Below are 13186 nucleotides of genomic sequence, written 5' to 3'. Positions count from 1 at the left end.
CTTGTCCTTGAAACGACCAACTCACGGGGGAAATTTAGCCTGGGCAGCAGCACTGGCTAACTGTCCTCCTTCCTTAATTCTTGATTTTTCTGCCAGCATCAATCCTCTTGGTCCCCCTAAAAGTGCGATCGCAGCGATTGAGTCTGGGCTAAATAACCTGGTAGCTTATCCTGACCCCAATTATGCCGAGCTGCGGCAGTGTTTGACGCAACTGCATCCAACCCTGCCCCCAGACTGGATTCTTCCAGGTAATGGCTCAGCCGAATTATTAACTTGGGCTTGTCGCGAGCTATCAGAACTAGATCAGACCTTGATGATTACCCCAGCATTTAGGGACTACCAACGGGGACTGAAGGCATTTGGAGCAAGAATTAGGAAGTGCCCCCTGATGAGGGAACTCTCGAGACCTAGTCTCAGATGGGGAGATGGGGAGATGGGCCGCGAGATTGATTCTTTGATGCCCTTACTCCCTGACTCCCTTACTTCCTTACTCCCACAAGAGGGGACTCGAAAGGGTTTGCTGCTGAATACCCCCCACAATCCCACAGGTCAATTGTTTACCTCAGAAGCAATTGAGCCTTATCTGAAGCAATTTGCTTTGGTGGTTGTGGATGAGGCTTTCATGGATTTCCTGCCTCCTGAGCAGGAGCAAAGCCTGATTCCTTTAATTGGGGATTATCCGAACTTGGTAATTTTGCGATCGCTTACCAAGTTTTACAGCCTTCCTGGACTCAGACTAGGTTATGGCATTGCCCACCCTGAGCGACTCCAACGTTGGCAGAAGTGGCGGGACCCTTGGCCAATCAATACCTTAGCAGCGGCAGCCGCAGCTGCCGTGGTCCAGGATAGAGCATTTCAACAGCAAACCTGGGATTGGTTAGCACCAGCGCGTAGGCAACTGTTTCAGGGACTGGCTAAGTTACCTGGTCTCCAACCTTACCCCAGTGCAGCTAACTTCTTGCTAGTACACTCAGAAAAATCCACTTCACAGATCCAAGCACAACTACTCCAACACCATCGGATTCTGATTCGAGATTGCCTAAGCTTCCCGGAATTAGGCGATCGCTTTTTCCGGGTCGCTGTACGTACACAGGCAGATAACCAACGCTTACTAACAGCTTTAGACGCTATCTTGATAAGTTGAAGGTTAGAAGGTTGAAGGTTAGAAGGTTGAAGGTTAGAAGGTTGAAGGTTGAAGGTTAGAAGGTTGAAGGTTGAAGGTTGAAGGTTGAAGGTTAGAAGGTTGAAGGTTGAAGGTTGCTGGCCGTAGGCGTCTGTTGTCGGATAGGTTAGTTAGATGGTTGTTCGCGTAGCGTGGCCAAAAGGCCAAGGTTAGAGCCTGAAACCTGTAACTTTCAACCTGTAACCTGTAACTTGAAACCGCGTCACCTGTAACCTGTAACCTGTAACCTTCAACCTACCCTACGGGAACGCCAAGGGCTGCCTGTAACCTGCTAACCTTTAACTGTTGGACGAATGACTGTTGACTATGACCTAATTATCATTGGTAGCACTCCTGCTGGTGTCTATGCTGCTGTTGCGGCTGCTGGTTTAAAGGCTCGTGTGGCTCTGGTAGACCCTCAGCCAGGACAAACTAGCTGGCTAGGACAAGGGGCTATTTACACCAGAGTATTAAGTGAGATTGGGCGTAAGCTTGAGCAGATGCGTGACGCTGCTCAATGGCGTATTTATCCTCAAATAGCTGATTCAACTGAACCAGACATGTCACAGACCGGGTTTCCATCCCTACCACTAACTGAGGTGATGGAATGGGCTAATCTAGTGGTTGCCAACTGCTCAGAACAGAATTCTCCGGCTATTTTAGCTGCTTTAGGAATTGATATTATCACGGGTGAGGGGGAATTTTGCCGACTGCCTCACCTCGGTTTTGTAGTCAACAACCGACGTTTGCGGTCTCGTGCGTATCTGATCGCTACTGGCTCTCGCCCAGATATTAGCGATATCAAAGGGTTACAGACCATAGACTATTTCACACCAAACGATATCTGGCACAAAGTGTTGAAGGTTGGAAAGTTGAAGGTTGCAGGTTCAACCTCCCAACCTTCACTACCCAAAAGCTGGGTAGTAATTGGTGATGAGCCTATTGCTCCAGAACTAGCTCAGACCTTAGTGAGACTCGGTTGTGAGGTAACGTTGGTGGTCAGTACTACCCGTATTTTGTTCCAGGAAGACCTAGAAGCATCTAGGCTCATACAAGCTCAGTTAGAAGCTGAGGGAATTCGGGTTCTGACGGATAGTCCAGTTGATCAGGTCAGAGAGATTGAGGGTAAAACCTGGGTTCAGGCTGGTAATAAGGCGATTGAAGCTGATGCCATTTTACTGGCTACGGGTGAGCAACCCAATGTGGAATCCTTAAATCTAGAAGGGGTTGGGATAAAGTACACTCAGCAGGGTCTTCAGCTCAATCAGAAGCTACAAACGACTAATCCCCGCATCTATAGCTGTGGCAAGATGGCTGGTGGTTATCCCTGTGGCCATATTGCCCAGTATCAAGCCAGCATTGCCTTGAAGAATGCATTGTTTTTCCCCTGCTTTAAGGTGGACTATCACGGGATTCCTTGGACAGTCTTAACTGAACCCCAATTAGCACGGGTAGGTCTTACAGAAGTAGAAGCTAGAAAGCGCTATGGTAAGAATCTATGGGTGATGCGAGAATATTTTAAAGAGTTAGATCAGGCTCAGCTCCTGGGGCAAACCACTGGGTATATGAAACTGGTAGTGGGGCGCAATGGGACAATTTTAGGAGCAACCATAGTTGGATCACAAGCAACAGAATTAATTGGGGAAATTACCCTAGCGATTGAGCAGAAAATTAACTTGGGTCTGTTGGCAAATGTCTATTATCCCTATCCGACCTTGTCAGAGATTTTTAAGAAAACGGCAATCGAGTGGCAGCGCCAACGAATGAGTCGTAATCAGACTTTAAAAAACTTTCTGGAAGGCTTCTTTAACCTACGCCGTAGTTGGTCAAAATGAATGTTGATTACCATTACTTTAAGCTTAAACCTTAAACATTTAACAGTTAACATTTAAAATTTAAAAGTCAACATTCAAGCTTCAACTTCTGCATTAAAATGACAGCAATCAGCAAACCAAATGAATTCCAGTATAAACCCCTGTACAAGCCTAACCAACTGATTTACGGTACAGGTCAAACGGCGGTGATTACCGGATGGACGATCAAAGACGCGATCGCAAAAAAGTTAAACCCCTCGGAATTTGCTGTGGTCGGACAGTTATACAGTCCCACCCGGGGAATTAGCCTACTCATTCGTAATCTCCTCGCTAATCCCCATGTCCGCTACTTGGTCATTCTCAACGCTACTAAGGAAGACCGCAATGCTGGGAGTGGAACTTGCTTGCTGGACTTTTTCCACCATGGGGTTGAAGAAGGGAGTAGTGATACTGGTCGTCACTGCTGGGTGATTCGCTCTTCTATCAAAGGGTATATTGACATCGAGATTCCCTTAGTCATCCTAGAACAACTCAGAAAGGAAATTTCTGTGGCAGAGGCTGATTCGATTACCCAAGCCGTTAGTCTGGTTAAGTCTTATGGCTCCAAAACTCAAGAGCCCTGGGGAACACCATTAGAATTTCCCATGGCCAATGATGTCGGGGCATCTGGCTGTGCCCCCCTAAAACCAGGACCGCGCTACGGACATCGCATTCAAGGGCGAACGATAGCTGAAACTTGGGTTAAAATAATTCATCGCATTAAAACTACCGGCACAATTCGGCCCACCGGTTATGACGGATATTGGCAAGAGCTAATTGATTTAATGGCAGTAGTAACGGCAGAACCTCCTGAATTTTACTTTCCTCAGCCCAATTATTTACCATGCGATCGCGACTTTATCCAAGAATACATTCATCAAATCCTGGACGACGCACCCGTAGTAGAAGGGGTGAAATATACTTATGGTCAACGTCTACGTTCTTGGTTCGGACGTGACCAAATCGAGCAAGTCATCACCAAACTCATTGGTGAAATTGATGCCGCCAGTGCAGTGATGTCCCTGTGGGATGTGAAAGACCATGAGAAAGGGGGTAGTCCTTGTCTGAATCACATCTGGCTGAGAGTTGTGGATAATGAATTGTCCCTAACCGCAACATTGAGAAGTAATGATATGTTTAGCGCCTGGGCAGCTAATGCCTTTGGACTCAGAGCCCTACAGCAGTATGTTAAAGACCAAATTGCTAAGCGCGGGGGTATTCAATTAAAAATGGGACCGCTGATTACTGTTAGTCAAAGTGCTCATATTTATGATGATTGTTATGACTATGCTGATCGGATTATTAAAAATCAGTATCAAAAACTTATCAATTCAGAACAGAAACAGTATGCTGATTCGATTGGTAATTTCTTGATTGAAACCGAAAATACTAATATTATAGTGAAGCAGACAACCCCTGGTAGCGGGGAAGTAATTGCTACGTATTCTGGTAAAAATGCCATGAGTTTAGCTAGAAAAATTTGTAGTGATAATCCTTCAATACAACCTAGTCATGCGGTCTATTTAGGAATAGAATTAGAAAAAGCTTGGATAGCCATAAAGGAAGACAAAAATTATCAGCAATTATAGCGTTTTTAGTAATTATGATCTACAAAGTAATGGGTGGCACGGGAGTAGGGATTAGGGACTTGCATGTAAAAAAAATACCAATTAAAGTAGGGTGGGCAAAGTTATCTTATCTATAAGACTCATTTGAACCAAAATGTTTTTGCCCACCCTACAAGCTAAAATCTGGTATTTTATTTTTTTGCTACTCCCTTAGGGAGTGGTTAATGGAAAAATTGACTCTACATCATGACTAGGATAAATGCTTTATAAGCATAAACTATAGATAACTGAAAAAACGATTTTTGGTGTAAACAATAACCAAAGACATTTTGAACAATAGTTATTTGTAAGATAACAAGTTATAGCAGTCGAAGTATTATAGCAGTCGAAGTAAAGGTTAAGACATGTTTATGTTCCCTGTTCCCTGTTCCCTGTTCCCTGTTCCCTTGAAACAGAGATGATATAGCGCTACGCGCAAGTCAGAAGGAACGAAGTCAGAAGTCAGAAGTAAGCTATGACTAAGTTTCCGAGTTTAGGAATATCATAATCTTAATGCGTAGTGCTATATTTTAGATCATAAACTAGATTTACCTTGCTATAAAATTGACCATTTAAAATTTGGCAATTACCAATGACTAATGAAAGACCAAACTGGGATGAATACTTTTTAATGATGGCTAAGCTAGCAGCTACTCGCTCAACCTGTTTAGCGTTTCCTGTAGGAGCAGTGATTGTTCAAAACAATCAGATTTTAGCAACAGGTTACAATGGTTCCCCATCTGGCTCAATTCATTGCACAGCTCAGGGATACTGCTATCCTGGACTAAGTAGCTGCGATGCGTCTCGTACCATGCCATCCCGAGCTGTTCATGCTGAAGCGAATGCGATCGCGTTTGCAGCCAAACATGGTATTGCCACTGCTGGAGCCAGTATTTATGTCACCCTGGAACCCTGTGTCTCTTGCTTAAAGTTAATCATTTCAGCTGGCATAAAGAAAGTTTTTTATGAGACTATCTTCAATAGTGGAGAGAAAGCTCTAGTTAGAGATCATTTTATGAAAGAGGGCTTGGTTAGCCTAACCCAAATCCAGTTAAGTGAAGAAACAGCTAAACGAGCAGCTTCATTTCTACTCAATCCAACATCTGTTCCGAAGTTGTCGAATCCAATTATCGATCACAATTACACAATTATTAAAGGTGACTAGCTCGATAATATAGCTCAATAATATTGTGATAATTTTTGTTCCCTACTCCCTACTCCCTACTCCCTACTCCCTACTCCCTACTTCCTACTTCCTTTGCTATATAACTTATGTCTTGGCAGCGTCCTGATAACCGACAACCGGATCAACTACGTCCCATTTTGTTTGAGCGAGAATTTACCCGCTATGCTCCTGGTTCCGTCCTAGCTCACTGTGGTGAGACCAAAGTACTTTGTACCGTGACGGTTCAGGAGGAAGTACCCCGATTTCTCAAGGATACTGGCAGCGGCTGGTTAACCGCTGAGTATAGGATGTTACCAGGAGCAACACCGGAACGCCAAAGACGGGAACTTCTCAAGCTTTCGGGTCGAACTCAGGAAATTCAGCGGCTGATCGGACGCAGTTTACGGGCTGCTGTTGATCTCAAAGCCTTGGGGGAGAGGACGTTAACAGTGGATGCGGATGTTATACAGGCGGATGCAGGTACCCGCACTACTTCCATTACTGGGGGATATGTTGCTCTGGTGGATGCTGTGGATAAACTGGTTAAAACGGGAGTACTAGAGCGATCGCCTTTAATTCACCAAGTTGCTGCTGTCTCCGTCGGTTTATTGGAGGGTGAGCCGTTTTTAGACCTCAACTATATCGAAGATGTGGCGGCTGAGGTGGATTTTAATGTAGTGATGAACGACGAAATGGGTATTATTGAGGTTCAGGGAACAGCGGAGTCAGGGGCTTATACTCGCCATCAACTCAATCAGTTGATTGACCTAGCAGAAAAAGGTATTAAGGAGTTATTAGAAGCACAGCGCTAGCAGAAACATAGTGCTGAGTACTGAGTAGGAACTCCTGGAACCTAGCTATTAATTAATTTCCGGAAAATTCCGGAAATTACAGGGATTTGACCAGGTGTTAAGTTTCTGAGGCTGAGGATTCACTAATCATCGGTGACAAGTAAGCCACAAGGGCACCAAGAACGAAACCAATAATATTGCGCAATAGTGGCAAGTAATCGGAGGTGCGTGTCACCACAGGTCCAATACCGAAGGCAATAAACAGGATACCCCAAAGTGGTGACAAAATCAAAGCCCATTGCCAAGCGAAAACCTGTTCCCGTTTGCGGGGGATAGCCGCAAATCCAAAAATCACTCCTCCAACAGTAGAAGTAATTAGGGTCAGAATCCACTGTTCCCGTGGTAGTCCAGGCACCACCCGACATCCCCCTTGGCGCAGGCATTGCTTGACCGTATTTAGGGATTCGATAATGGATTGGTTTTCGCCATTGTCCCGTACAAAGTAGAGATTACCAAATCGGGTTTGCAACTCTACCCAAAATGTCCGAGGAAGGAATTCATACAGGGCATCACCCACGTTAAACCCTAGGATATTGCCGCCTCGGGCGTCAGCAATCAGTAACATACTTTTGTCGTTAAGTCCCCAAAACTCTTTGACTGCCCGACCAGGGGTGCGGTCATATTGGGTCAAAACTCGGAGTTTCCAGCCAGTTTCTTCCTCAAAGCTTTCTAAATCTTGGATTAGTCTCTGCTCTTGAAGCTCTGGAATAAAGTTCGCTAAATCAATGACTGGTGTTTGAACCTCGGGCAGTAACTCAGGATTGTCGTAAGCCTTGGCCTCAGGAGCAATCGCCCACATAGAACAAGCTAGGAACAGTGCTGCCAGGGATACTAAAATTCGTTTTGGAAACAGATACTGCATAGTTATTTTCAACCGGCAATGGACAGTATGCTTATCTTTTAGATAAAGAATCAAGTAAAACTAAGCATTTCTTTACACTTGTTTACTTTATTCTAATCTTGGTTGCGATCGCAAAATGTTCGATCTTGTACACTACAGAGATAATTAACAGGGGTACGTTTTTTAAGTCAGGGTCAAAAGGGATGTGTGGTGGTTGTGGGTAGTGTAGGTATTGTGGGAGATGTGGGAGGAAACGGCAGTATAGGTTGGTTACAAGTTGAATTTCCAGAACTATCCCCAGTTAGCGACTGGATTCCATCAGGTGGTGATCAAAAACAACTGTGGAATGAGAATCAGAGTTAGGGGTTAAATTAAACAGTATTGCACTAGTTAAATAACCAGGTAATGCAGTAATTACTTAAAATTTAGAGCGATATTAGTTTTACGATTGGCCGTAAGCAACGGTACGCGATCGCTTATAATAAGGTAAGAGTATTAGGAATTAAAAATAAAATTTAAATTCCCAAATCCCAAATCCCAAATCCCAAATCATAATGGTAGAAACAATCGTAGCCCAAGATATTTCTCTGCCTCAATTGAAGGACAAATTTGGACTAGAGCCTACTAATGATGAGAAATTATTCCCAGAATGGCAAGAGGATTTACCAGAACTAAATGAGCTAGAAAAGCAATGGCTAGATCGGGTCAAGGATGACTATCTGCACTTATCTGAGTATCCCATGGTAGAACCGATTGTCAAAATGGTGGTGCTATCCCCATTGTTGAGAATTGCTGATTTTTATCGCCCACCATTCTATATTCTTGCTGAAAAGGATGTACAAATTTCATCGGAAGATCAGCAAACGATTGTCAGGGGACGAATTGATATTTTGATTTGCCAACCTCAGTTTTGGATAGTGGTGATTGAAGCAAAACGAGCAGAATACTCTTTAAAAGTAGGGATACCACAAGCTCTAGCTTATATGTTGGCTAATCCTGAGCTAGAAAAGCCTGCTTTCGGATTTGTCACTAATGGCGGTGAATTTATTTTTCTGAAACTAATTCGACAGGATAAACTGCAATATGCTTTTTCTAATCAGTTCTCTCTGCTGAATCGTGGCAATGATCTATATACTGTCGCGAGAATATTAAAACACTTAGGTCAGTTAGTAGGTGAATGACTGACAGCTTATAGCTGTCAGCTCTCAGCTCAAGAAGGAAGTATAGCGGTTTCACATCTGATGTGAAAACGCTATAGTAACCATTCAAGAATTTTGAATTTTTAATTGCGCTCAGCGCTACTAGGTGGTCCAAATTCCTCTGGCAGCTGATCGATGTGCTCAATCCCTAGTCGTTGGCACAGCAATTTCAGTTGCCGCAGCGTTGGTCTAGCCTCAGTCCTACCAGAGACCCAGCGCTGGTAAGTCGCACGAGGAATACCACAGTAGATTGCTAATTCGTCTTGAGACAAATTGGTGCGTTCAATTCTTAGAGCCTCCAAGGGTGAATCACTGGTGTGTTTGCGCCTTTTACTTTTCTCTGTCACAGTATGCTGGCTCAGCATGGTTTTAATGCCAGACTTCAAAGGATTATAGTAAGGCATCAAAATGAGATATAACCAGAAATACTGAAATGCGATTCGGCAAAGCCGACGCTGCGCGATCGCATCAGCCTGTAAACCTATTACCGCTAGGGTTTCAGGATTTATTCATGTCTCCTTTTCTCCGTGTATATATACGCCATTTTGGTCAAGCCACTTATCAATTAATTCATTGACCACATCGCTCATATCCCTGTCTTGCATAACACAAGCCGCTTTAAAGTTCTTTTTTTTATCTTTGGATAGATAAACCCGTATTGATTCTTCAGCCACTGTCCTACTACCAGTAAACAACTTTACTCCATTCTGGCATCAATGATTTTTTTTACAAAATTTATAAATTTATTTTCCCAGCCATAAGGTAGGATAGGGCAATCCCGCGCGCCGAGCCGTCAGAGTTCATGGGCTGGCTACTACTCCATTGTTCAACCAAGATAGCTCCATTATGGCTTATCCACAAAACTTGCAAGCTTGGGCAGTTACCCGCCTTCCCCAACGCAATGGGTAATCAAATGGGTAATCGTCGGTCGCTACTGCACTCGCTCCGACGCAGAGGGACACCTTCAGTTATGGCGTCAGCGAGTCCCTGATACCCAATTTGACCTCATATTTGATTTGCCCGATAGGAAAAACTATAGGGATTTTCCTCTTGATCAACTCACTCATTAATATGGGTCGCTTGTGAATTTTGAATTGTTATTTTCAATTTTAAATTAACAAAACTGATATCTTTAACCAGTCAAAAAAAATAATAACAGAAGGGATTCATTGCGGTCTTGGAGAGCCAGCAAAAAGCTTAAATATTTTGATGATATCATTATATCAAACGAATTATTATGCAGGCTGATACCTGTATAATCTAAATATAGAATGCGCCCCGGCAACTGCAACCACACTCAGCCAATACAACTTCTCCAAAGTCCGACGATAGGGAACTAGGAGCAACTAAGTATGCCAAAACCCAGGTATGACGAAAACGAAAACAAGTCACGCCATGCAGCAGCCGATCAGGACTGCTGCGAGGAAATGGCTGAGAAATATGGCTGGCAATTGGTTGATATCGAGGAAACAGGTAACCCTGTTCTTGAAGTCGATTGTGTGTTTGAAGGAAAAACTGAATTTCCCAAATCCTATTACAAAAAATTTTGGGTTTAAAGCCCCTAGAGACGAAACCTTAGAGAGTGGAGCCTTTAAGGTGGGTCGGTCTCGCGCAAAAAGGTTAAAAATTGATAATTAAGGCTCCACTCTCTTACGGTAACTTTAAATCCTTCTAGGACTGCTTTCTCTTATAAATCTACAAAAAACAAGAAACAAATTTATGGACACACACAAATATTTGTTGTACTCTAAAGATAGATACAGGCTGAAAAACCGTAGGCTGAGCCGGGAGAGAGACCCGTAACTTATCGACCTCAAAGTAGTAATGTCTAGAGGGAAGGGAAAGTCCTCTTTAAAAACCCAATCATCAATTAACAGTTGGTGTGTGAACCCAGAAGAATCACTATGCAAGATAAAACGGTACGGTGGGGCACACCGGAACCAAACGAAAAGGAAGGGAAACGGACTATGCACATGCACTTCCAATTAAGTAGTTAAACGCCTAGGGAGAACTGCCCTCTGGGTCTGCTGTGAACTGACTGAATACTTGGTCTCGACGGGTTTTTTGGTTTAGATATTGTCTAATTTGTGGCGGCGTCAAAGATTAGAACACGGCGGTTTAAGGCGGCTCGCAGATCTAGGAATCCCCGCTATGCGCAAGGCGGGGAGTGTCAAGACACCGAAAAGGAGGAAGACTAATGCGTAAATGGATTGTCTTTCGTGCTGAAAAGCGTCAACCTGGATGGAAAGAGCGCAAATATGCTCACTCTGGCTCTCTGACCAAAACTTTGTTCGAGCATTACGACTGCTCCGACAAGGCGCTGCCTGAACCTGGATACCGTCCGAAGCGAGTTTATTCGAGTTGATCAGTTTGTTGATCCTAACTATCCAGATTCATCAACCCATTACCGTCAAAGCGATTGGGAAGTTACACGGGTCGAAACCTACACACCAGATATCCCGGTTGACATGGATTTCGATATGGTCGTAATTTGCTACTGCAAGCACAGTCCCATCAGCGGCCCTCTCAAGCCCATGCCAGAGCGCAAAATTTCTGTAGATTCATTTGGTGGGGATAAGGATGCTCATGAGCAATGGCTAGAGATTCAAAAGCACTCGCTTCATCATTCTTCCCATTAATTTCTTCTTTGACAACTCCCGTTAAATAAAATTCATATTCAGACTCAATTAATTGCGTCAAAAAATCTAATTGTGCTAGAAAGATCAAAGGAGAAGAAATGAACTACCCCGCCCTGTTCGTTCGCGTAGCGTGGCCTACGGCCAGGACGGGGTGTCAGCAGACCCGTCTGATGAGCGTGATTTTTGACGCTTCAACTTCCCTAGTTGCTTCATTGATCCAGTATGCTTTCTGGTCTTTGAAGTAGAGCTAGAAAATCCACGTTTATCGAGGTCAGCACCGTACCCCGGCTGTTTTCCTAATGCTGCATTGAACATTACCATGGCGCTGGTCTTGTCTCTGTCAAACTCAAAACTACAAGCATCGCAGACATGGTATCGATTTGATAATTCAGCCCAGTTCTTATGAACTTTTCCACATTCTGGGCAGCGCTGTGATGGCTTCAATTGTCTGGTTGGCAATTGAAGGACAATCCCTCCCTTAAGTTCAATTTTGTAGGTTAACATCTTGTTGAGAGTGCCAAAACCTACATCTAAAATGGCTTTGTTCAATCCAGCTTTCTGTTTCTTTCTCTTTGACCCTTTTTTTGCTTTTCGGGTCAATCCTTTCGTGTTTAACTTCTCAGTTACGCCGATGTCATAACGACTAGCTAAATCTGACGTAACTTTGTGCTGCCAGTCTTTACGTTGTAATCCGGCTTTTATTTTTAGTTGAGACTCTCGCTTATTCGCTTTTTTCCAGCGATTAGAAGCTTTTATTCCTTTCTTGAAATCGGGGGCTTGCTTTCTGCGTTTCTCTTTCCCAGCGGCTTTCACTTTAGGCTCTAGGGTTTTAGTAAACCTCTGATTGGCTATCTCTTCAAATTCCGCGCCGTTGAAAGCTGTAATTGCTGTCTCAGTTCCCAAGTCATAAGCTACGATTTTCTCGTAGACTAAATCAGATTCTGAGCCATATCTAGTCTGCTGTGTATCAACTTTGACTGTAATTGAAGCAAACCAGGCATTAATACTAGGTTTATAAGCAATAGTCAAAGTTGTTGGAGTTCCCCAAAACTTTGCTTGCCCACGCATCTTGATGACAAGACCAAGATCATTCAATACCAATGTCCCGTTTTTGCCATCGGTATTAGCTTTCCATCCAGCCTTACTAGGGTAAGTCCATCCTGAATACTTCTTGATTGATTTGTATCTAGGAATTTCACTTAATCCCTTCAAGAAACGATTGTATGCTAAATCTACTCTTTTAAGAGTCGCTTGCAAAGAAGTACTGTAAAGTTCTTTGTACTCTGGCCAACATTCCTTGAAAGCTGGCAAGCAGTTTTGCTGATATAAGTACCCTATGGTTTTCTTGTTTGCTTTCCATTCATAGCGACGATCAGCTATCCCCGCATTATACAATAATTGATGTAATTTTCTTGCGTAAAACATCTTTGATATAGCTGTTTTGTTGGGATATAGACGAAATGTTTGCCTAAGAGTCGCCATGAATTAAATCACCTCCTTGTTTTTCTTGTTTCTTTGCTAGAGTCATTTTAGTATAGTCTACGGTAATTCGATATGTCAAGTATAAAAAAGAAAAAACCAGAAAAAAGAATGAGGGGGGCTCCAGCTCATTATGATGAACTAAAAAGAAAGCATGGTATCTGGCTGACTGACACTACCTGGAAGTGGTTACAATTGTCTGCTGAAGAGGCTGGGACAAGTGTAGGAGAGTATATAGAGAGTTGGGCGAGGAAACAGATAGACAGTATTTGAGAGGGGCTATCCATCCTAGAGACGAAACCTTAGTATAGTGGAGCCTTAATAAAATAGTTTTAACCCTTTTTCTCATAGCCTGCTGATCATAAAGGCTCCACTATACTTACGGTAACT

The 13186-nt window shown here is 43.5% G+C and carries 14 protein-coding genes and 1 pseudogene; 10 read left to right on the top strand and 5 right to left on the bottom strand.

Annotation, left to right across the window (positions count from 1 at the left end):
• The first annotated feature begins 7 nt into the window (after window positions 1-7).
• Window positions 8-1144 carry a threonine-phosphate decarboxylase CobD gene (cobD, locus tag F6K64_RS28140; RefSeq protein WP_044495059.1) on the top strand — a complete coding sequence of 379 codons (1137 nt, stop codon included), beginning with the start codon at window positions 8-10 and terminating at the stop codon, window positions 1142-1144.
• A gap of 33 nt (window positions 1145-1177) precedes the next feature.
• Here cobD and F6K64_RS28135 read toward each other — a convergent pair whose 3' ends face one another.
• Complete coding sequence (locus F6K64_RS28135) at window positions 1178-1330, bottom strand: hypothetical protein (protein WP_165691831.1); 153 nt, start codon at window positions 1328-1330, stop codon at window positions 1178-1180.
• A 146-nt stretch (window positions 1331-1476) separates the two neighbouring features.
• Between F6K64_RS28135 and F6K64_RS28130 the strand changes: the two genes are divergently transcribed.
• The 4 genes from F6K64_RS28130 (at window position 1477) to rph (ending at window position 6599) form a co-directional block, all read left to right on the top strand.
• Window positions 1477-2997: a dihydrolipoyl dehydrogenase family protein gene (locus F6K64_RS28130; protein WP_008189114.1), complete on the top strand. Its 1521-nt coding sequence runs from the start codon at window positions 1477-1479 to the stop codon at window positions 2995-2997.
• A 98-nt stretch (window positions 2998-3095) separates the two neighbouring features.
• A complete protein-coding gene (locus F6K64_RS28125; RefSeq protein ID WP_008189117.1) occupies window positions 3096-4604 on the top strand; it encodes a thymidylate synthase in 1509 nt (502 codons plus the stop codon).
• Window positions 4605-5214: 610 nt separating this feature from the next.
• Window positions 5215-5787 carry a deoxycytidylate deaminase gene (locus F6K64_RS28120; RefSeq protein ID WP_008189119.1) on the top strand — a complete coding sequence of 191 codons (573 nt, stop codon included), beginning with the start codon at window positions 5215-5217 and terminating at the stop codon, window positions 5785-5787.
• A gap of 107 nt (window positions 5788-5894) precedes the next feature.
• Window positions 5895-6599 carry a ribonuclease PH gene (rph, locus tag F6K64_RS28115; protein ID WP_008189121.1) on the top strand — a complete coding sequence of 235 codons (705 nt, stop codon included), beginning with the start codon at window positions 5895-5897 and terminating at the stop codon, window positions 6597-6599.
• A 97-nt stretch (window positions 6600-6696) separates the two neighbouring features.
• Here the strand turns inward: rph and F6K64_RS28110 are convergent, their stop codons facing one another.
• Complete coding sequence (locus F6K64_RS28110) at window positions 6697-7500, bottom strand: TPM domain-containing protein (RefSeq protein ID WP_008189123.1); 804 nt, start codon at window positions 7498-7500, stop codon at window positions 6697-6699.
• 189 nt (window positions 7501-7689) lie between these two features.
• Between F6K64_RS28110 and F6K64_RS28105 the strand changes: the two genes are divergently transcribed.
• A complete protein-coding gene (locus tag F6K64_RS28105; RefSeq protein ID WP_154659937.1) occupies window positions 7690-7842 on the top strand; it encodes a hypothetical protein in 153 nt (50 codons plus the stop codon).
• A 191-nt stretch (window positions 7843-8033) separates the two neighbouring features.
• Window positions 8034-8660 carry a type I restriction endonuclease gene (locus F6K64_RS28100; RefSeq protein WP_008189126.1) on the top strand — a complete coding sequence of 209 codons (627 nt, stop codon included), beginning with the start codon at window positions 8034-8036 and terminating at the stop codon, window positions 8658-8660.
• A 101-nt stretch (window positions 8661-8761) separates the two neighbouring features.
• Here F6K64_RS28100 and F6K64_RS28095 read toward each other — a convergent pair whose 3' ends face one another.
• On the bottom strand, window positions 8762-9082 hold the full coding sequence (locus tag F6K64_RS28095; protein ID WP_008189128.1) for a helix-turn-helix domain-containing protein: 321 nt from the start codon (window positions 9080-9082) through the stop codon (window positions 8762-8764).
• A gap of 105 nt (window positions 9083-9187) precedes the next feature.
• Window positions 9188-9352, bottom strand: a complete 165-nt coding sequence (locus F6K64_RS28090; RefSeq protein ID WP_198954017.1) for a plasmid partition protein ParG — start codon at window positions 9350-9352, stop codon at window positions 9188-9190.
• 678 nt (window positions 9353-10030) lie between these two features.
• Between F6K64_RS28090 and F6K64_RS28085 the strand changes: the two genes are divergently transcribed.
• Window positions 10031-10234: a hypothetical protein gene (locus F6K64_RS28085; protein WP_008189134.1), complete on the top strand. Its 204-nt coding sequence runs from the start codon at window positions 10031-10033 to the stop codon at window positions 10232-10234.
• A 641-nt stretch (window positions 10235-10875) separates the two neighbouring features.
• Window positions 10876-11317: pseudogene (locus tag F6K64_RS39135) on the top strand (hypothetical protein).
• 135 nt (window positions 11318-11452) lie between these two features.
• Here F6K64_RS39135 and F6K64_RS28070 read toward each other — a convergent pair.
• Window positions 11453-12799 carry an RNA-guided endonuclease InsQ/TnpB family protein gene (locus tag F6K64_RS28070; protein ID WP_008189137.1) on the bottom strand — a complete coding sequence of 449 codons (1347 nt, stop codon included), beginning with the start codon at window positions 12797-12799 and terminating at the stop codon, window positions 11453-11455.
• 72 nt (window positions 12800-12871) lie between these two features.
• Between F6K64_RS28070 and F6K64_RS28065 the strand changes: the two genes are divergently transcribed.
• Complete coding sequence (locus F6K64_RS28065; protein WP_008189138.1) at window positions 12872-13069, top strand: hypothetical protein; 198 nt, start codon at window positions 12872-12874, stop codon at window positions 13067-13069.
• Window positions 13070-13186: the final 117 nt, after the last annotated feature.

It is taken from the genome of Moorena sp. SIO3A2 (assembly GCF_010672265.1).
GTDB lineage: Bacteria > Cyanobacteriota > Cyanobacteriia > Cyanobacteriales > Coleofasciculaceae > Moorena > Moorena producens.
Note: the sequence above shows the minus strand (reverse complement) of the source record. Positions and strands in the feature narration are given on the sequence as shown.